We start from the raw sequence: 20006 nt of genomic DNA, 5'->3' as shown, positions 1-20006 counted from the left end.
TACCCCGTTAGGGTGTAATAATCCGTAAAAGTATTCTAATAAAAATCTGTGATCTGCCGTTTATTATTACTATTGTCTTTCTGAAAGTAGGGTTTTTCTGAAGCATCGCTTTCAGTAAAGCAGTCAGGTTCAAAATAAACGATTTCAGTACATCACATCATGGGACTAACGGGTTAATTATGCGTCAAACTGCGGCATTGGCTGAAAGAATTTCTCGCCTCAGCCATGCGCTAGAACACGGGCTCTACGAAAGACAGCACGCTATTCGCCTCTGTCTGCTGGCAGCGCTAAGTGGAGAAAGTGTTTTTCTGCTAGGCCCACCGGGCATAGCCAAAAGTATGATCGCCCGGCGTCTAAAGTTCGCTTTTCGTCATGCGAACGCATTTGAGTACCTGATGACCCGCTTTTCCACCCCGGAAGAAGTGTTTGGCCCCCTTTCCATTCAGGCACTAAAAGATGAAGGCCGCTACCAGCGTCTGACCGCCGGTTATCTGCCAGAAGCCGAAATCGTGTTTCTGGATGAGATCTGGAAGGCGGGTCCCGCTATTTTGAACACCCTGCTGACAGCCATTAACGAACGACGTTTCCGTAATGGCAACAGCGAAGATACCATCCCCATGCGCCTGCTGGTCGCAGCCTCAAATGAACTTCCAGAGGCTGATGGCGGTCTGGAAGCGCTCTACGACCGGATGCTCATCCGTCTATGGCTCGATCGGGTGCAGGAAAAACAGAATTTCCGAGCACTGCTCGTGAATAACAGTAGCGATCGCGATAACCCCGTTCCGCCCGCTCTCAGTGTCAGCGATGAAGAGTACCAACAGTGGCAGAAAGACATTGAGCACGTCGCGCTACCAGAAGCGGGCTTCGAACTGATTTACACGCTGCGCCAACAGTTAGATACGCTGGAACAAGCGCCTTACATTTCCGATCGACGCTGGAAAAAAGCCCTGCGCCTGCTTCAGGCCAGCGCATTTTTCTGCGGTCGAGATGCCATCACGCCGATTGATATTATTCTGCTGAAAGACTGCCTCTGGCATGACCAAAGCACGTTGACGCTCATAGAACAACAGCTTGAGCTATTAATTACCGAACACGCCTATCAACAAAAAAGCCTGCTGTTCCGTCTTCAGCAGGCGAATACCAAACGTCAGCAATATCAGCGTGAACAAAGTGAGTTGCAGGCATTTTCAGTAGAGAAGCAGGGGCACTTTCTGGGTCGAAAATTCCACTATACGTTGCCTGACACGATCGCCACTGAAACATTGGATCTAGTGCTACAACGTCCGCTGATCCTGCACGATATTGAAGTCAACCACCTGATCATTGATAAAAACGCGCTGCAAGATTGGCTGCAAAAAGGTGGAGAAATACGGGGTAAGCTCAACGGCATCGGCTTTACCCAACGTCTCGACCTGCTGGTGGATGATAGACAACATCTGGCTATTCGCGATATCAGCCTGCAATCCTCTATTCTTTCTCTGCCGGAAAAACGCGACTGTGCGCTTCCAGCCGAAATTACCGATGAATATGAAAAGCTGAATATGCAGCTTCGCGAACAGCGTCGCTTATTCAGCCAGCATCAACCTTGCCTGTTCGTCCCTAGTGAGTGGTTAGCTAAAATAGAAGCCAGCCTGCAACAGGTCGCCGAGCAGATCCAGCAATCAGAGCAACAGGACTAACGCCGATGATCACGCTGGAATCACTGGAAATGCTGCTGTCTATCGATGAAAACGAGCTGCTAGACGATCTTGTCGTCACGCTGCTGGCGACACCGCAGCTCGCTTTTTTCTTTGAAAAGTATCCCAGCCTGAAATCTGCGTTACTCAACGACCTCCCTCACTGGAAAGAAACTTTAAAGCAGCGCCTGCGTACCACACAGGTACCACCAGAGCTGGAAAAAGAATTTAGCTGCTACCAACGTTCACAATCGATCGACAACCAGGCCTTCCAAACACGCCTGCCTGCGATTATGGATACGCTGAGCAACGTGGAATCACCGTTTTTGACGCAGGCATCACAGATTATTACTTCTCCAGAGAGAACCTTAGGGCAGAAGATAACGAGTGGACTCCACGCACTCTTTCTTCAGCGCTGGAGGCTGAGCCTGACACTGCAAACCGTTTCACTGCATCAGCAATTGATGGATCAGGAGCGGGAAATTCTGCTGGATGAACTGCAACAACGCCTGACCCTTAGCGGTAAACTCGAACCGATTTTGGCCGAAAATGAAAACGCAGCCGGTCGGCTATGGGATCTTAGCGCCGCACAGCGTATTCACACCGATCCACGCCCATTACTGGATTTCGGCGCTTTCCTGCAACGTCAGCCTGCATTACAGAAGTTGGCGGAACGGTTAGGACGTAGCCGGGAGACCAAATCTATTCTCACACAGGAAGCGCCACAAGAAGCCTTCCGGGTAAGAGTACGAGAGCCGGCCACCGTGCCTGAGCAGGTAAGCGGTGTGCATCAGAGCGATGATATCCTGCGTTTGATGCCGACTGAGCTGGTGACCTTGGGCATCAGTGAACTGGAATACGAATTTTATCGTCGCCTGCTGGAGCACCGGTTGCTGACCTATCGCTTACAAGGTGAGAGCTGGCGTGAGAAAGTCACCGAACGCCCTGTTGTTCATCAACAAAACGAACAGCAGCCGCGTGGCCCGTTTATTGTCTGCGTTGACACCTCGGGTTCTATGGGGGGGTTTAATGAACGTTGCGCCAAAGCCTTTTGTCTGGCGCTGATGCGCATCGCGCTCGCCGATAACCGCCGCTGCTACATCATGCTGTTTTCTACTGGCGTGGTGAAGTATGAGCTGACGTCTGAGGATGGCTTAGAGCAGGCGATACGTTTTCTCATCCAGTCCTTCCGCGGCGGTACGGATATGAGTGCCTGTCTGTCAGCACTGCTGGATAAGATGGATGACGCACTTTGGCATGATGCCGACGCCGTGGTGATTTCGGATTTTATCGCCCAGCGATTGCCGGATGAGGTGGTAAATAAGGTGAAAAGCCGTCAGAAGCAGCTACAGCATCGTTTCCATGCTGTAGCGATGTCCGATCATGGCAAACCCGGCATCATGCACATCTTTGACCATATCTGGCGCTTTGATACCGGGTTAAAAAGCCGCTTAATGCGCCGCTGGCAGCACGGCAAAGCGTATTAAAGCAGGCCGGAAACCGACTCACGTAGCGGCTGTGGCCATACGCCGCACTGAACCTGACCAATGTGCGGCAATTGCAGCAACAGCATGACAAGGCGAGACTGACCGATTCCCCCGCCAATCGTTTGTGGCATCTCACCGCGCAGCAGCGCCTGATGCCATTCCAACTTCAGACGTTCTTCATCCTGCGTCAACGCCAGCTGGCGTGTCAGGGCTTCCGCATCCACGCGGATCCCCATGGATGAAATCTCAAATGCATCGTTCAGAACCGGGTTCCATACAACGATATCGCCGTTCAAACCCGCCAACTCCTGCTCGCCTGGCGTCGTCCAGTCATCATAATCCGGTGCACGCACATCGTGAGAATGTCCACTGGACAGCTTGCCGCCAATCCCAATCAGGAATACCGCACCCAGTTCTTTAGCGATAGCTCGCTCACGCCCTTTGGCGTCCAGATCGGGATAGCGCTTCAGCAGCGTTTCGGTATGCACAAAATGAATCTGCTCTGGCAGGAAAGGCTGAATGCCAAATGCCTGATGTACCGCAGCCTCAGTCGCTTTAATACCCTGATAAATACGCGTGACCGTCGATTTCAGATATTCGGCATTACGCTCGCCATCCCCCATCACGCGCTCCCAATCCCACTGATCGACATAAACCGAGTGGATTGGGCTCAGGCGATCTTCGTCTGGGCGCAGCGCCTTCATGTGGGTATAAATCCCTTCACCGAAGCTAAAATCATACGCGCCCAGTGTTTTACGTTTCCATTTCGCCAGTGAGTGCACCACTTCAAATGTGGCATCCGGTAAGGCTTTAACCTTAACCTGCACCGCTTTTTCTGTACCAGACAAGTTATCCTGCGTGCCATCGCCGATACGGCTGAGAATCGGCGCCTGGACTTCAATCAATCCCAGAAGCTGCTCCAGTTGGCTGGAGAAGAAAGATTTAACGAAGCTGATTTGCTGCTGCTTTTCGATGTATTGCTTTTTCATTGCCGCGTCTCTTATTCATCGTATTTAGTTGTTCATTAAGCAATAAAAACCGCTAGTCATTCAATAATCTTATGGATAAATTGCACTTGTGCTTTTAATCCGTCATTTTATAGCGGTATAAAATCATTATTCGCTAAAATAGGAGGCTCAAAGTGGCAGAAATTTATCAGATCGATAATCTCGATCGCGGCATTCTTTCCGCCTTAATGGAAAATGCGCGTACCCCTTATGCCGAACTGGCAAAGCAGTTTTCCGTCAGTCCAGGTACGATCCACGTTCGGGTAGAAAAAATGAAGCAGGCGGGCATCATTGTCGGCACGCGTCTGGATGTAAATCCGAAACAGCTGGGCTATGACGTGTGCTGCTTTATCGGCATCATTCTGAAAAGTGCTAAAGATTATCCCTCGGCGCTGGAAAAGTTAAACAACCTGGAAGAAGTGGTCGAGGCTTACTACACCACCGGGCATTACAGTATCTTTATTAAGGTCATGTGCCGCTCGATCGAAGCGCTGCAACACGTACTTATCAACAAGATCCAAACAATTGATGAAATTCAGTCCACCGAAACGCTCATCTCCCTGCAAAACCCGATTATGCGGACGATCGCGCCGTAGTACTTTTTTCCTATACTCATATTATCCACAGGTAGATCCCAGCCAGATCACAGCGTACAATGTCCCGTCTTTTATCAGATGGGATCGCTATGGCAGACATTACCTTAATCAGTGGCAGTACTCTTGGCAGCGCCGAATATGTAGCAGAGCATTTGGCTGAACTGCTGGAAAAGGATGATTTTTCCACTGAAACCCTCCATGGCCCCACGCTTGATGCATTGCCTGAAAGCGGTATATGGCTACTGGTAACGTCTACACACGGTGCCGGAGAATTCCCTGACAACCTGAAAGCGCTGTTTGAACAGTTGGAACAGCAAAAGCCCAATCTTTCTCAGGTGAGTTTCGGTGCAGTGGGGATCGGTAGTAAAGAGTACGACACGTTCTGTGGCGCGATCCGAACAGCGGATCGTGTACTAGCACAATTAGGGGCTAAACGGATCGGTGAAGTCCTCGAGATCGACATCACGCAGCATCAAATTCCAGAAGATCCAGCAGAAGAATGGCTAGGATCGTGGGTTAATTTACTCAAATAAGATGAAATATTCGGCAGTTGAATGTGGATAACTATGCTTATTTCAGGTGTAAAAGCAGTAGTTATCCCAATAACAACCCGAGTATGTTTTTTGTCCTGTGCATAAACCCGCATTAAGATCCCAGCTTATACTGGCTAGGATCACCGATCATTCACAGGTAAGGATCAACGCCATTCTCTTGATCTTTAATGTGAATAATCACTTATCCACACCACATGACGATCCTAATAAGAGATCTAATAAAGAGATCTTTAAATAAAAAGATCTTTCTTTAATTAACGAGGATCCAACGGACTTGGTCGTTGGCTCAAAGTTGAGTAGAATCCCCGTCCCAGGGCAAATAACGATCGTTCGCCACTAATCATTCGCAATAATGCGAGGAGCAGTACCATGTTTTATCCAGATCCATTTGACGTCATCGTAATTGGTGGCGGTCATGCCGGAACAGAAGCAGCAATGGCTTCTGCCCGAATGGGCCAACAGACGCTTTTACTCACTCACAATATTGATACGCTAGGACAAATGTCTTGTAACCCGGCGATCGGCGGTATTGGAAAAGGCCATCTGGTTAAAGAGATCGATGCCATGGGAGGGTTGATGGCGCGAGCCGTCGATCAGGCAGGAATACAGTTTAGGATACTAAACAGCAGTAAAGGCCCAGCAGTCAGAGCAACGCGCGCGCAAGCGGATCGCGTGCTCTATCGTCAGGCTGTACGCACCGCACTGGAAAATCAGCCAAACCTGATGATCTTCCAGCAGGCTGTTGACGATCTGATCGTGGAAAACGATCGTGTCGTCGGTGCTGTTACCCAAATGGGACTAAAATTTCGTGCGAAGGCCGTGGTATTAACGGTCGGCACTTTTCTTGATGGCAAGATTCACATCGGGTTGGATAACTACAGCGGTGGACGTGCAGGCGATCCGCCTTCTATTCCGCTAGCACGTCGCCTGCGTGAACTGCCTCTGCGCGTCAACCGCCTGAAAACGGGTACACCACCACGTATTGATGCCAGAACGATTGATTTTAGCGTGCTAGCACAACAGCACGGTGACAATCCAATGCCGGTTTTCTCATTCTTGGGGAACGCAAGCCAGCATCCAGCGCAAATGCCGTGTTACATCACGCATACCAATGAGAAAACACATGATGTGATCCGTAATAATCTGGATCGTAGCCCAATGTATGCCGGGATCATCGAAGGGATCGGCCCACGCTATTGCCCATCGATCGAAGACAAAGTGATGCGCTTTGCCGATCGAAACACGCATCAGATCTTTCTCGAGCCAGAAGGATTGACCAGTAACGAAATTTATCCCAATGGGATCTCAACCAGTTTGCCATTTGACGTCCAGTGGCAAATTGTTCGCTCAATGGAAGGGATGGAAAATGCGCGCATTGTTCGTCCTGGATATGCAATTGAGTATGATTTCTTCGATCCTCGCGATCTGAAGCCTACGCTGGAAAACAAATTCGTTCATGGCCTGTTCTTTGCCGGACAAATCAACGGAACAACAGGATATGAGGAAGCCGCAGCGCAGGGTATGTTGGCAGGGCTAAATGCGGCTCGTCTGGCTGCCGATAAGGAAGGCTGGTCACCGCGTCGCGATCAGGCCTATCTTGGCGTGCTGGTCGACGATCTCTGTACGCTGGGTACGAAAGAGCCCTACCGTATGTTTACGTCACGTGCTGAATACCGTCTGATGTTGCGCGAGGATAACGCCGATCTGCGTTTGACTGAAATGGGTCGTGAACTTGGAATGGTCGACGATCATCGCTGGGCACGTTTCAATGAGAAGCTTGAGAGCATTGAGAAAGAGCGCCAGCGTCTGCGTGACATCCATGTTCACCCGCAATCTGAGCAGCTAGATCAGGTCAATTCGCTGCTGAAAACGCCTTTGTCGCGTGAAGCTAACGGTGAAGAACTGCTACGTCGGCCAGAAGTCGATTACGTTCAGCTTACTGCGCTACCGCTGTTTGCTCCGGGGTTAACTGACGAGCAGGCGGCTGAACAGGTTGAAATTCAGGTCAAATACGAAGGGTATATTGCTCGTCAACAGGATGAGATTGAGAAGCAGCTGCGCAATGAAAATGCGCTTCTGCCTGCCGATCTGGATTACAAACAGGTGAGTGGATTGTCCAATGAGGTTATTGCCAAGCTGAACGATCACAAACCTTCGTCCATCGGTCAAGCCTCGCGTATTTCCGGTATTACGCCTGCGGCTATCTCAATTCTGCTGATCTGGCTTAAAAAACAGGGTCTGCTGCGCCGCAGCGCCTGATTTAAGGTAAACTTATCCCCTAAATAGCCGGTTATCCGGCTATTTTTATTATTAACTTCATATTTTTCATCGGGATATTATTGTGCGCAACACACTCGATAATCTGCTAAACGCGGCTGGCATTGTGATTTCAGATAAGCAAAAAGATCTTCTGATACAGTATGTTGACATGCTGAATAAGTGGAATAAAGCTTATAACCTGACATCTGTACGCGATCCGCAGCAAATGCTTGTCCGCCATATCATGGACAGTATCGTGGTCGAGCCGCATTTACACGGACAGCGTTTTATCGATGTGGGAACAGGACCTGGATTGCCTGGTATTCCTTTGGCGATTGTCCGCCCAGAGTCGCATTTCACCTTGCTGGACAGCCTAGGTAAACGCGTGCGTTTCCTACGGCAGGTACAGCATGAACTACAGCTTGAGAACATCACGCCAGTACAGAGTCGTGTTGAAGCATTTCCGGCAGAGCCGCCTTTTGATGGGGTGATCAGCCGGGCATTCGCCTCGTTGCAGGATATGATTAGCTGGTGCAATCATCTTCCAGCCAGACCGGCAGGGCGGTTTTATGCCCTAAAAGGCGTACTTCCAGAGGATGAGTTGTCATCTTTGCCACAAGGTGTCTTATTAGATCAGGTCGTCCGTTTATCTGTTCCCGATCTGGAAGGTGAACGCCATTTGGTTGTACTTAAACCAAACTAATTTTGTCTTTTATCAAAAAAATTATAACTAAATATTGCGTACCAGGCTGCCGCCTCGTTCATGGTGAGCATCGTTTGAAAACGTATCGCGATCACTGAAATTTTACATCTTTGTTTTTTCTGTGCCGTTCTTTTACTTTCGTGCTGAATAATAACGAGCGAAAATAAATCATGGGCATCAAAAATTAGTTATTTTTGTGTTAATTGAGTGAAAAAACGATATCAATAATGTCAATAGGTAGTTGAAACGTTGTTTGTTGCATTTTTTGAATGGTTTTTTTATTAAGTTATTGAAGTTAAATAAAATAAATAGCTTGTTTTGCTAAAGACAAAAAAAAACACGTTCTGTTATAAATACCTCTAAAGCCTTTTATGTGAGTCGCATCACAGATTGGAGGGCTTTAGAAATTAATTACACCAGACATGAGCAGGGATGATTGTTAGCAAAAATGCGGCTTCAGAAAGAAATTTAAATAATTGTTCACCTTTTCGCTACTTATCGATTGAATTCGCAGGTATGACCCGTATAATTTGCTCGTTTTTTGCTGCTTGACTCAGTGGTGTAAAGGCAGTTTTATACGTCATTCAGTATACCTCTGAAAAGGTACGGAGAGAGCAAACGTCATGCCTGTATCCCTTTACAGCGGAAAAGTGGCCTTGAGGCTGCTGTTGCTACAGTTAGTGACTTTTGCTTTGTTGAGCGCTGTTTTCAGCCTCAATAGCGTCAACGCTGCCGCTTCTGCATTAGGCGGGGGATTGGCAGCCTGGTTGCCGAATGTCTTGTTTGTGCTGTTTGCCTTGCGTCATCAGTCAGACAAGCCTGCTGATGGGCGTGTGGCTTGGTCATTCGCGATTGGCGAAGCGCTTAAGGTATTTATCACCATTGCATTGTTAGTGGTGGCGTTAGGTGTGTTTAAAGCGGCGTTCTTTCCGCTTGGCCTGACTTATTTATCGGTGCTGGTTATGCAGATCGTGGCACCGGCCGTAATTAATCGTTACCGTAATTAACAACAAAAGGGTAAGAGACATCATGGCTGCTGGAGAAATCTCTACTCCGCAAGAGTATATCAGTCACCACTTGCACCATTTGCAAGTAGGGACGGGTTTTTGGTCGATCAACGTCGATTCGATGTTTTTCTCCATCGCTCTTGGGATCCTCTTTCTGGTTATCTTTCACCGCGTAGCTAAACGTGCAACCAGCGGTGTGCCAGGTAAACTGCAAACGGCCGTCGAACTGGTTATCGGTTTCGTTGATGGCACCGTACGCGATATGTTCCATGGTAAAAGCAAACTGATTGCTCCTCTGGCGCTGACCATTTTCGTCTGGGTTTTCCTGATGAATATGATGGACCTGCTGCCTATCGATCTGTTGCCTCAAATTTGGGCTGGCGTTTACAGCCTGCTGGGATACGACCCGGCGCATGCTTATCTGCGTGCTGTGCCGACGGCTGACGTGAACATCACGCTGTCGATGGCGCTGGGTGTGTTTATCCTGGTTCTGTTCTACAGCATCAAAATGAAAGGTCTCGGTGGTTTTGTTAAAGAACTGACCATGCAGCCGTTCAACCATCCAGTATTTATTCCTATCAACCTGATTCTTGAAGGTGTCAGCCTGCTGTCCAAACCTATTTCTTTAGGCTTGCGACTGTTTGGCAATATGTATGCGGGTGAGTTGATCTTCATCCTGATTGCCGGTCTGTTGCCGTGGTGGTCACAATGGCTGTTAAATGTGCCTTGGGCTATTTTCCACATTTTGATTATTACGCTTCAGGCTTTTATTTTCATGGTTCTGACGGTTGTTTATCTCTCGATGGCATCTGAAGAGCATTGATTTTCTTTCAACAAATAACGTTTTTAACTGAAACAAACTGGAGACTGTCATGGAAAACCTGAGTGTGGATCTGCTGTACATGGCTGCCGCGTTAATGATGGGTTTGGCGGCAATCGGTGCTGCGATCGGTATCGGCATTCTGGGTGGTAAATTCTTGGAAGGTGCTGCTCGTCAGCCTGACCTGATTCCTTTACTGCGTACACAGTTCTTTATCGTCATGGGTCTGGTTGACGCCATCCCGATGATCGCTGTTGGTCTGGGGCTGTATGTGATGTTTGCGGTGGCCTAAGCAGAATGTTTTCTGCTGAGGTTAAAACATCAACTTATTTAACTTTGAAAGAGGCATTGTGCTGTGAATATTAATGCAACAATCCTCGGCCAGGCCATTGCGTTCGTCCTGTTTGTCTGGTTCTGCATGAAGTATGTATGGCCGCCGATGATGGCAGCCATCGAGAAACGTCAGAAAGAAATTGCTGACGGTCTGGCTTCTGCTGAACGTGCCAAAAAAGATTTGAACTTGGCTCAGGCCAATGCGACAGATCAACTGAAGAAAGCGAAAGCGGATGCTCAGGTTATCATCGAGCAGGCGAACAAACGCCGTGCTCAGATCCTGGATGAGGCGAAAGCTGAAGCGGAAGCTGAACGTAACAAGATTGTGGCGCAGGCGCAGGCTGAAATCGAAGCCGAACGTAAACGTGCTCGTGAAGAGCTGCGTAAGCAAGTTGCCGTATTGGCGATTGCCGGTGCCGAGAAAATTATTGAACGTTCCGTGGATGAAGCTGCTAACAGCGACATCGTTGATAAACTGGTCGCTGAACTGTAAGGAGGGAGGGGCTGATGTCTGAATTTGTCACGGTAGCTCGCCCCTACGCCAAAGCAGCTTTTGACTTTGCGGTTGAGAATCAGGCCTTGGATCGCTGGCAGGATATGCTGGCGTTTTCGGCCGAAGTAGCGCGCAATGAACAGATTGCCGAATTGCTTTCTGGTGCGGTAGCACCCATTGAGCTGTCGAAAACGTTCATTGCCGTTTGTGGTGATCAACTTGATGAAGCCGGTCAGAACCTGATTAAGGTGATGGCCGAGAACGGACGTTTACCAGTGCTTACTGAAGTACTGGAACAATTTATTCAACTGCGGGCAGCACTAGAATCGACGGTTGACGTTGATGTGATTTCTGCCAACACGTTGAATGAGCAGCAGCTGTCGAAGATCGCTGATGCTATGGAAAAACGTCTGTCACGCAAAGTGAAGCTGAATTGCAAAATTGATAAGTCTGTCATGGCTGGCGTGGTTATTCGCGCGGGCGATATGGTGATAGATGGCAGCATTCGCGGTCGTCTGGAACGTCTGGCAGACGTCTTGCAGTCTTAAGGGGACTGGAGCATGCAACTGAATTCCACCGAAATCAGCGAACTGATCAAGCAGCGCATTGCTCAGTTCAATGTGGTGAGCGAAGCTCACAATGAAGGTACTATTGTTTCCGTTAGTGACGGAATCATCCGCGTCCACGGTCTGGCAGACGTGATGCAGGGAGAGATGATCTCTCTGCCGGGTAACCGTTATGCGATCGCACTGAACCTGGAGCGCGACTCCGTTGGTGCGGTAGTGATGGGGCCGTATGCGGATCTGGCTGAAGGCATGAAAGTAAAATGCACCGGCCGTATTCTTGAAGTTCCAGTTGGCCGTGGCCTGCTGGGTCGCGTGGTCAACACGCTGGGCGCACCGATTGACGGTAAAGGCGCTCTGGATCATGACGGTTTCTCTGCGGTTGAAGCGATTGCGCCTGGCGTTATCGAACGTCAGTCCGTTGATGAGCCGGTACAGACGGGCTATAAGTCTGTTGATGCCATGATTCCAATCGGTCGTGGTCAGCGTGAGCTGATTATCGGTGACCGTCAGACGGGTAAAACCGCGCTGGCCATCGATGCCATCATCAACCAGCGTGATTCCGGTATCAAATGTGTGTACGTTGCTATCGGCCAGAAAGCCTCCACGATTTCTAACGTGGTGCGTAAGCTGGAAGAGCATGGCGCACTGGAAAATACCATTGTCGTCGTCGCTACTGCGTCTGAATCTGCTGCTCTGCAATATCTGGCACCGTATGCCGGTTGTGCGATGGGTGAGTATTTCCGTGACCGTGGTGAAGATGCGCTGATTATTTATGATGACCTGTCTAAACAGGCCGTTGCTTATCGTCAGATTTCTCTGCTGCTCCGTCGTCCGCCAGGTCGTGAAGCCTACCCTGGTGACGTTTTCTATCTCCACTCCCGTTTGTTGGAGCGTGCATCGCGTGTTAACGCCGATTACGTTGAAGCATTCACCAAGGGTGAAGTGAAGGGAAAAACCGGTTCGTTGACGGCTCTGCCAATCATCGAAACCCAAGCAGGTGACGTTTCTGCGTTCGTTCCGACCAACGTAATTTCGATTACCGATGGTCAGATCTTCCTGGAATCCAACCTGTTTAACGCCGGTATTCGTCCTGCGGTTAACCCAGGGATCTCCGTATCCCGTGTGGGTGGTGCAGCACAGACCAAGATCATGAAGAAACTGTCCGGTGGTATTCGTACCGCTCTGGCACAGTATCGTGAGCTGGCAGCGTTCTCTCAGTTCGCTTCCGATCTTGATGATGCAACCCGTAAGCAGTTGAGCCACGGTCAGAAAGTGACCGAGCTGTTGAAACAGAAACAGTATGCGCCGATGTCTGTCGCACAGCAGTCTCTGGTTCTGTTTGCGGCGGAACGTGGTTATCTGGAAGATGTTGAGCTGTCAAAAGTCGGTAGCTTTGAAGCGGCTCTGCTGGCTTACGCTGACCGTGAGCATGGCGAACTTCTGCAACAAATCGACCAGACTGGCGCTTATAACGATGAGATCGAGGGCAAGTTTAAAGGCATCCTCGATACTTTTAAGGCAACCCAGTCCTGGTAACGCCCGGTGGCCTGCTGTAAAGCAGGCCGCAAGGCTTTGAGGAGAAGCAAAGATGGCCGGCGCAAAAGAGATACGTAGTAAGATCGCAAGCGTCCAAAATACGCAGAAGATCACCAAAGCAATGGAAATGGTCGCCGCTTCCAAAATGCGTAAATCGCAGGATCGTATGGCGGCCAGCCGTCCTTATGCGGAAACCATACGCAATGTGATTGGTCACCTTGCGTTAGGAAATCTGGAATATAAACACCCGTACCTGGAAGAACGCGATGTTAAGCGCGTTGGGTATTTGGTGGTGTCTACTGACCGTGGCCTGTGTGGTGGTTTGAACATTAACCTGTTCAAAAAACTGCTGGCTGATATGAAATCCTGGAGCGACAAAGGCGTTGAAACTGATTTAGCGCTGATTGGTTCCAAAGCGGTCTCTTTCTTCGGTTCAGTAGGCGGAAACATTGTTGCTCAGGTTACCGGTATGGGGGACAACCCTTCCGTATCAGAATTGATCGGCCCGGTTAAAGTTATGCTGCAAGCCTACGACGAAGGTCGTCTGGACAAGCTGTATATCGTAAGCAACAAGTTTATCAATACCATGTCTCAGGAACCGCTTGTTGTTCAAGTGTTACCGTTACCGCCTTCGGATGACGGTGAGTTGAAGAAGAAAGCCTGGGATTACCTGTATGAACCCGATCCTAAGTCGCTGCTGGATACCCTGCTGCGCCGTTATGTAGAATCTCAGGTTTATCAGGGCGTCGTAGAAAATCTGGCTAGTGAGCAGGCCGCGCGAATGGTTGCGATGAAAGCCGCGACCGATAACGGCGGTAGCCTGATCAAAGAGCTTCAGTTGGTATACAACAAGGCTCGTCAGGCCAGCATTACCCAGGAACTCACCGAAATCGTCGGGGGAGCCTCCGCGGTTTAAAGCAGGTTTACGAATTACGTATTGTCGAATTACGTAGAGGATTCAAGATGGCTACTGGAAAGATTATCCAGGTAATCGGCGCCGTGGTGGACGTCGAGTTCCCGCAAGATGCCGTACCGAAGGTGTACGATGCGCTTGAGGTAGAGAACGGCGCTGAAAAACTGGTGCTGGAAGTGCAGCAGCAGTTGGGCGGCGGTATCGTTCGTTGTATTGCAATGGGTTCTTCTGACGGCCTGCGTCGCGGGTTGAACGTGAATAACCTGGAGCACCCGATCGAAGTACCGGTAGGTAAAGCAACGCTGGGTCGTATCATGAACGTGTTGGGTGATCCCATCGACATGAAAGGCGACATCGGCGAAGAAGAACGTTGGGCTATTCACCGTTCAGCTCCGAGCTATGAAGAGCTGTCAAACTCACAGGAACTGCTGGAAACCGGCATCAAGGTTATCGACCTGATGTGTCCGTTTGCCAAGGGCGGTAAAGTGGGTCTGTTCGGTGGTGCGGGCGTAGGTAAAACCGTAAACATGATGGAGCTGATCCGTAACATCGCGATCGAGCACTCCGGTTACTCTGTGTTTGCAGGTGTTGGTGAGCGTACCCGTGAAGGTAACGACTTCTACCACGAAATGACCGACTCCAACGTAATCGATAAAGTATCACTGGTTTATGGCCAGATGAACGAGCCACCAGGTAACCGTCTGCGTGTAGCACTGACCGGTCTGACCATGGCGGAAAAATTCCGTGATGAAGGTCGTGACGTACTGCTGTTCGTCGATAACATCTATCGTTATACCCTGGCCGGTACGGAAGTATCTGCACTGCTGGGTCGTATGCCTTCTGCGGTAGGTTATCAGCCAACGCTGGCGGAAGAGATGGGCGTTCTGCAAGAACGTATCACCTCAACCAAAACCGGTTCTATCACCTCCGTTCAGGCCGTTTACGTTCCTGCGGATGACTTGACTGACCCGTCACCAGCCACCACCTTTGCTCACTTGGATGCAACCGTGGTACTGAGCCGTCAGATTGCTTCTCTGGGTATCTACCCGGCCGTTGACCCGCTGGATTCCACCAGCCGTCAGTTGGATCCGCTGGTTGTTGGTCAGGAACACTATGATGTTGCTCGTGGCGTGCAGTCTATTCTGCAACGTTACCAGGAACTGAAAGATATCATCGCGATTCTGGGTATGGACGAGCTGTCTGAAGAAGACAAGCTGGTGGTATCCCGTGCGCGTAAGATTCAGCGCTTCCTGTCTCAGCCGTTCTTCGTAGCGGAAGTATTTACCGGTTCTCCGGGCAAATACGTCTCCCTGAAAGACACCATCCGTGGCTTTAAAGGGATTATGGAAGGCGAATACGACCACCTGCCAGAGCAGGCGTTCTACATGGTTGGTTCCATCGACGAAGTCGTGGAAAAAGCCAAGAAACTGTAACGCCTTGTAGGAGGGTGACATGGCTATGACTTACCATCTGGATGTCGTGAGTGCAGAACAGCAAATGTTCTCCGGTCTGGTGCAGAAGATCCAGGTAACGGGGAGCGAAGGCGAACTGGGTATTTATCCGGGACATGCCCCTCTGCTTACTGCCATTAAGCCTGGTATGGTTCGTATCGTTAAGCAGCACGGTGAGGAAGAGTATATTTATCTTTCTGGCGGCATCCTTGAGGTGCAACCTAACACCGTCACCGTACTGTCTGATACCGCCATCCGTGGGCAGGATCTGGACGAAGCACGTGCGCTGGAAGCGAAACGCAAAGCCGAAGATCATATCCGCAATTCGCATGGCGATGTGGATTATGCTCAGGCTTCCGCAGAGCTGACTAAAGCAATCGCGAAGCTGCGTGTTATCGAGCTGACCAGAAAAGCGATGTAACAGATAAGCTTGCAATAATTGAAGGCCAGTCAGTTCACTCTGACTGGCCTTTTTGCATTTAAGTTTATGCATACTCAGAGATAAAAAATGCCTGCGAGAGCAGGCATTTTGTTGAAGAGGCTTATTTTTTCTTCAGGAAGTCGCCAAGTACCAGATTGCCTTTGGCATCACGCGTAAACGTCTCTGGGACGGTAACAGAGACAAAGTTATTTACTGTGACTTCCTTACCTTGCGCATTAACGGAACGGTCGCCCTTAATGAAATAGTTGGTGGTATCTATATTGCCGACAACTGCATCATCATATTTACCCGCTTTGGTTTTCAGCGAAACGTTGTTCTTGAAGACGCCTTGTTTTTCCGGGCCTGAGTAAGGGCTTGGGCGGAAAATGAAGTTAAAGCGTTCGTTATCTAACGCGATGTTGTCTTCAACGATCAGTGCGCCAGGGTTGAAGTTGTCAGTGAAACCATCAAGTTTGTTACCCACGGCAATGCTGTGTTTGACCTGATGCGCCACTGGCTGGCCTTCACCACCCATTTTGAAGCCGTTGCTGGTGTTGTTCATGGCAATTGAATTCTCGATCACCACAACGCCATTTGCACCGTCTTCAATTTTGTTAAACAGGTCGAAGCCATCATCGATGTTGTTATGCGAGAAGGCACCGCGAATCACGTTGCCTTCACCCACACGCATTTTCACCGCGAAACCGTCAGCGTTAATTTTGCCTGGATCCTGGTTACTGTGAGATTCTGAATTCAGAATCAGGTTATGGCTGGCCCACAGTGGTCTACCCACATCGGCAGTAGAAGTGACCTGAATACCGGTATCGTCAGCGTGGTGCGCCAAAACGCGCTCGATGGTGTTGTAGCTCCCCTCGATACGGAATGGTTTCTCTGTAATTTCAATACCTTTGACATGCCAATGGCTTGCTTTCAGTTGCAGGCCATGAATGACGGCCTTATTGCCGACGGCAAACAGGTTCTTGACGGTTTTTTGCTGACCGCTAGCGCTAACGGGAATTTCTGCCGCGCTATAATCACCATCGTTGAGCCAAATGGTGCCACCGGCAGGCAGAGCAGCGACCGCGCTGGCTAAATCAAGCGGTGCATTTTTACTGCCGTTGTTGCTGGCTGAACCTTGTGGCGAAACATACAGATTTTTAGCGTCTGCATAAGCCACTTTTTCAACCTTGAACGTGCTCTCTTTTACCGCTTTATCTTCCCCTTCCGCAGGCTGGTACGCGAGCTTGAATTCAGCACTGTTACCGGCAATTTTTGCTGGCAGAGAGAAGGTCTCTCCCGCTTTTACCTGCTTGGCATCACCCAGAGATTTACCATCTTGTGAAACCGCGATTGTGCCGTTGTAGTTAGCTTTAGCCTGTACGACATAGTGTTCGCTGGTGGTTTTAGGCGATGACATCACCTGGAGTAAAGGATCGTAATCCTTCGCTTTAAATTCTGGTGAGGCTTTGGTTTGCGCCGGTGTCGTGGTCAACTGTGCATTGCTGACGGTGATTTTTGCATTACGGGAGGCAAAGAAACCAACGTAGTAATGATCTTTATCCAACTTGGTGACGACGTCTGCGCCTTTGACTTCTTTTGATACCCAGTTATCCGTGCCTTTCGGTGCATAAGAGGTAATGAAGCCGTCATTGGTGCGTTCCAGTTTCAGGCGGAACGTAGGCGTTTGCTCCAGATTGACGTTTTCCTGGTAGCTGGTTTTAGTAATTTTCGCGCCTGCGTTACCCCACGGCTGCGTGACGCCGTTACGCAAAATCGCCTGTAGTTTGATTTCGGTATGAGACTTTTTATCCTGCGTCATGATGGCGTTCATCACCATGTTGGATGCCGCAGGGAATTCTTCATATCCTTCTTTCAGCGGTTCCTGACGCGGTATGCCAATAATATCGCGCACCAGAATTCCCGCACCTTCCTGAGCCGCAGGTTTGGCGCCGTTTTCCGGTCCAAACTGTTCTACGGTAATATCAGACTGAAGCGTAAAATTCACATTCGCAGGTAACTGGGTGTAGAAGAACGTTAGCCCGTCATGGGTGTTGGCGATCTTTCCGCCACGACTCTCAATCGTGATAGGTGCGGACAAATCAGCGTTATCCGCCGGTGCTAGTTTCTTGCCGTTAATGGTGACGTCGTTAACGCCAATTTTTTCCGGCAGGACATTGGATGAGAAGTTTACGTCTGTTGACTGACCAAAAGCGATACCGTGCCAGACGGGGGTTGATTCTGTCGCGGCGTGTGCACTGAAGCTGAAAAGTAAGGCATTCGTCAACGCGACGGCTGCGAGGCGTGAAGAACGGTGTCTTTGTAAAGAATCACATTTTTGTGAAGAACAACGTTTCATTGTATCTCCTTCGTTATTGAATTATTTGCCCACGTATATTGCTATAAATGAAACGCTGTTTCTTTTGTGTGTGTCACAAATGGAAATAGTTAAAAACAAAGTCTGTTTTTTATGAAATCCTGTGTCATTTCTGTTTTTTGCGGATGACATTGCGCTCGCCTCCTCTTCTCACAAACATTCGTGGTTTTGTGCGAGATTTTCAGAAAAAACTCACCGAAAAGTATCTGCGTTATGCACCAGCTTCGGTAAACTCTGGTTATTCATGCCGTAATCGGCTAGCCATTTTATTCTTGCGGAGCTATGGCTTCGTACTGTCAGGATGCTTATGTCAAATAGTGCTATGAGTGTGGTGATCCTTGCTGCGGGTAAAGGAACCCGTATGTATTCCGACCTTCCCAAGGTGCTACACCCGTTGGCGGGTAAGCCAATGGTTCAACACGTTATTGACGCAGCAATGACGACAGGTGCACAGCATGTTCATCTGGTATACGGCCATGGCGGTGATTTGCTAAAGCATGAGTTGACCGATCCCGCGTTGAATTGGGTGCTACAGGCGGAGCAGTTGGGGACCGGGCATGCCATGCAGCAAGCCGCGCCTCATTTTGCTGATGATGAAGATATCTTGATGTTGTATGGCGATGTGCCGCTGATTTCATCGCAAACGCTAGTACGTTTACGTGAGGCTAAGCCGCAGGGCGGTATCGGCCTGTTGACGGTAAAGCTGGACGATCCGACAGGTTATGGACGAATTGTGCGGGAAAAGGGTGCCGTAGTTGGGATTATCGAGCACAAAGATGCCAGCGAAGCACAGCGCCAGATTAACGAGATCAATACCGGTATTTTGATTGCCAACGGCAAGGATTTGAAACGTTGGTTAAGCCAGTTGAATAACAACAATGCTCAGGGCGAGTTTTACATCACCGATATTATTGCGATGGCGGCTGAAGAAGGTCAGCGTGTTGAAGCGGTCCATCCAGAACGACTGAGCGAAGTTGAGGGCGTTAATAATCGGCTGCAACTGTCGGCGCTGGAGCGGGTTTATCAGCGTGAACAGGCGGATAAGCTGCTGCTCGCTGGCGTGATGCTGCTTGATCCGGCACGATTTGATCTGCGCGGCGAGTTGACTCATGGTCGCGATGTGGTGATTGATGTCAATGTGGTCGTGGAAGGGAATGTTAAGCTAGGTAACCGGGTTAAAATTGGTGCTGGCTGTGTGATCAAAAACTGCGTCATTGGCGATGACAGTGAGATCAGCCCTTATTCCGTGCTGGAAGATGCCGTGCTGGAATCCCTGTGTACCGTTGGGCCATTTGCCCGCTTGCGCCCTGGTTCTGAGCTGGCTGAGGGGGCGCATGTTGGCAACTTTGTTGAATTGAAAAAGGCGCGTCTGGGTAAAGGATCAAAAGCGGGTCACCTTAGCTATTTGGGTGATGCGGATATCGGTTCCGGTGTTAATATTGGCGCGGGAACGATCACTTGTAATTATGATGGCGCGAATAAACACAAGACCGTTATTGGTGACGATGTGTTTGTCGGTTCGGATACGCAACTGGTGGCGCCTGTTAATGTTGCCAGCGGCGTGACTATCGGCGCGGGCACGACGGTCACGCGCGATGTGGCGGAGAACGAACTGGTTATCAGCCGTGTGAAGCAGAAACATATTGCTGGCTGGCAACGTCCGGTGAAGAAAAAATAGTCATTGAGTGATATACCTCCGCTTGTAGCGGAGGTTGCTTTGTTCTGTGTTCTGGTCTCCCAGAGTACAAAACAAAACATAATAATCCCCAACTCTCTACAAGGCTCGGGGAACCCGGAAAAACCGGAACAA

18 protein-coding genes are annotated in these 20006 nt (G+C 49.6%); 16 read left to right on the top strand and 2 right to left on the bottom strand.

Annotation, left to right across the window (positions count from 1 at the left end):
• Positions 1 to 179: 179 nt before the first annotated feature.
• Both ravA and viaA read left to right on the top strand, forming a co-directional pair.
• Positions 180 to 1679 (top strand): ATPase RavA, encoded by a 1500-nt coding sequence (gene ravA / locus CLR69_RS18670; RefSeq protein WP_129712880.1) that lies wholly within the window; start codon positions 180 to 182, stop codon positions 1677 to 1679.
• 5 nt (positions 1680 to 1684) lie between these two features.
• On the top strand, positions 1685 to 3163 hold the full coding sequence (gene viaA, locus CLR69_RS18665) for an ATPase RavA stimulator ViaA (protein ID WP_129712881.1): 1479 nt from the start codon (positions 1685 to 1687) through the stop codon (positions 3161 to 3163).
• Here viaA and asnA read toward each other — a convergent pair.
• Positions 3160 to 4152, bottom strand: coding sequence for an aspartate--ammonia ligase (gene asnA, locus CLR69_RS18660; protein WP_039289264.1), 993 nt, complete (start codon positions 4150 to 4152; stop codon positions 3160 to 3162). The genes viaA and asnA overlap by 4 nt on opposite strands.
• A 152-nt stretch (positions 4153 to 4304) precedes the next feature.
• Here asnA and asnC point away from each other — a divergent pair, with 152 nt between their 5' ends.
• From asnC to CLR69_RS18595, 13 genes are all read left to right on the top strand, one after another.
• Complete coding sequence (gene asnC, locus CLR69_RS18655) at positions 4305 to 4766, top strand: transcriptional regulator AsnC (RefSeq protein WP_010300103.1); 462 nt, start codon at positions 4305 to 4307, stop codon at positions 4764 to 4766.
• An 89-nt stretch (positions 4767 to 4855) separates the two neighbouring features.
• On the top strand, positions 4856 to 5299 hold the full coding sequence (gene mioC / locus CLR69_RS18650; RefSeq protein WP_129712882.1) for an FMN-binding protein MioC: 444 nt from the start codon (positions 4856 to 4858) through the stop codon (positions 5297 to 5299).
• 390 nt (positions 5300 to 5689) lie between these two features.
• The gene (gene mnmG, locus CLR69_RS18645) at positions 5690 to 7579 is read left to right on the top strand and encodes a tRNA uridine-5-carboxymethylaminomethyl(34) synthesis enzyme MnmG (RefSeq protein ID WP_129707636.1); all 1890 of its coding nucleotides are present in this window, start codon (positions 5690 to 5692) and stop codon (positions 7577 to 7579) included.
• Between the two features lie 82 nt (positions 7580 to 7661).
• Complete coding sequence (rsmG, locus tag CLR69_RS18640; protein WP_129712883.1) at positions 7662 to 8282, top strand: 16S rRNA (guanine(527)-N(7))-methyltransferase RsmG; 621 nt, start codon at positions 7662 to 7664, stop codon at positions 8280 to 8282.
• A gap of 623 nt (positions 8283 to 8905) precedes the next feature.
• Complete coding sequence (gene atpI, locus CLR69_RS18635) at positions 8906 to 9289, top strand: F0F1 ATP synthase subunit I (RefSeq protein WP_129707632.1); 384 nt, start codon at positions 8906 to 8908, stop codon at positions 9287 to 9289.
• Positions 9290 to 9311: 22 nt separating this feature from the next.
• Positions 9312 to 10112 (top strand): F0F1 ATP synthase subunit A, encoded by an 801-nt coding sequence (gene atpB / locus CLR69_RS18630; RefSeq protein ID WP_129707630.1) that lies wholly within the window; start codon positions 9312 to 9314, stop codon positions 10110 to 10112.
• A 49-nt stretch (positions 10113 to 10161) separates the two neighbouring features.
• Positions 10162 to 10401 (top strand): F0F1 ATP synthase subunit C, encoded by a 240-nt coding sequence (atpE, locus tag CLR69_RS18625; protein ID WP_005976545.1) that lies wholly within the window; start codon positions 10162 to 10164, stop codon positions 10399 to 10401.
• A 63-nt stretch (positions 10402 to 10464) separates the two neighbouring features.
• Positions 10465 to 10935, top strand: coding sequence for a F0F1 ATP synthase subunit B (gene atpF / locus CLR69_RS18620; RefSeq protein ID WP_010681466.1), 471 nt, complete (start codon positions 10465 to 10467; stop codon positions 10933 to 10935).
• A 14-nt stretch (positions 10936 to 10949) separates the two neighbouring features.
• Entirely contained in the window at positions 10950 to 11483 is a 534-nt protein-coding gene (atpH, locus tag CLR69_RS18615; RefSeq protein WP_129712884.1) for a F0F1 ATP synthase subunit delta, read from the top strand.
• Between the two features lie 12 nt (positions 11484 to 11495).
• Positions 11496 to 13037: a F0F1 ATP synthase subunit alpha gene (gene atpA, locus CLR69_RS18610; RefSeq protein ID WP_005976551.1), complete on the top strand. Its 1542-nt coding sequence runs from the start codon at positions 11496 to 11498 to the stop codon at positions 13035 to 13037.
• A gap of 52 nt (positions 13038 to 13089) precedes the next feature.
• A complete protein-coding gene (gene atpG, locus CLR69_RS18605; protein ID WP_005976554.1) occupies positions 13090 to 13953 on the top strand; it encodes a F0F1 ATP synthase subunit gamma in 864 nt (287 codons plus the stop codon).
• Between the two features lie 47 nt (positions 13954 to 14000).
• Positions 14001 to 15383, top strand: a complete 1383-nt coding sequence (atpD, locus tag CLR69_RS18600) for a F0F1 ATP synthase subunit beta (protein ID WP_129712885.1) — start codon at positions 14001 to 14003, stop codon at positions 15381 to 15383.
• 19 nt (positions 15384 to 15402) lie between these two features.
• Complete coding sequence (locus CLR69_RS18595; RefSeq protein WP_129707624.1) at positions 15403 to 15822, top strand: F0F1 ATP synthase subunit epsilon; 420 nt, start codon at positions 15403 to 15405, stop codon at positions 15820 to 15822.
• A gap of 121 nt (positions 15823 to 15943) precedes the next feature.
• Here the strand turns inward: CLR69_RS18595 and pelX are convergent, their stop codons facing one another.
• Positions 15944 to 18178 carry a pectate disaccharide-lyase PelX gene (pelX, locus tag CLR69_RS18590; RefSeq protein WP_129712886.1) on the bottom strand — a complete coding sequence of 745 codons (2235 nt, stop codon included), beginning with the start codon at positions 18176 to 18178 and terminating at the stop codon, positions 15944 to 15946.
• Between the two features lie 325 nt (positions 18179 to 18503).
• Here pelX and glmU point away from each other — a divergent pair, with 325 nt between their 5' ends.
• Positions 18504 to 19874: a bifunctional UDP-N-acetylglucosamine diphosphorylase/glucosamine-1-phosphate N-acetyltransferase GlmU gene (glmU, locus tag CLR69_RS18585; protein ID WP_129712887.1), complete on the top strand. Its 1371-nt coding sequence runs from the start codon at positions 18504 to 18506 to the stop codon at positions 19872 to 19874.
• Positions 19875 to 20006 lie beyond the last annotated feature (132 nt).

It is taken from the genome of Pectobacterium zantedeschiae, from assembly GCF_004137795.1.
GTDB lineage: Bacteria > Pseudomonadota > Gammaproteobacteria > Enterobacterales > Enterobacteriaceae > Pectobacterium > Pectobacterium zantedeschiae.
This window is presented reverse-complemented; position numbering and strand designations above follow the sequence as displayed.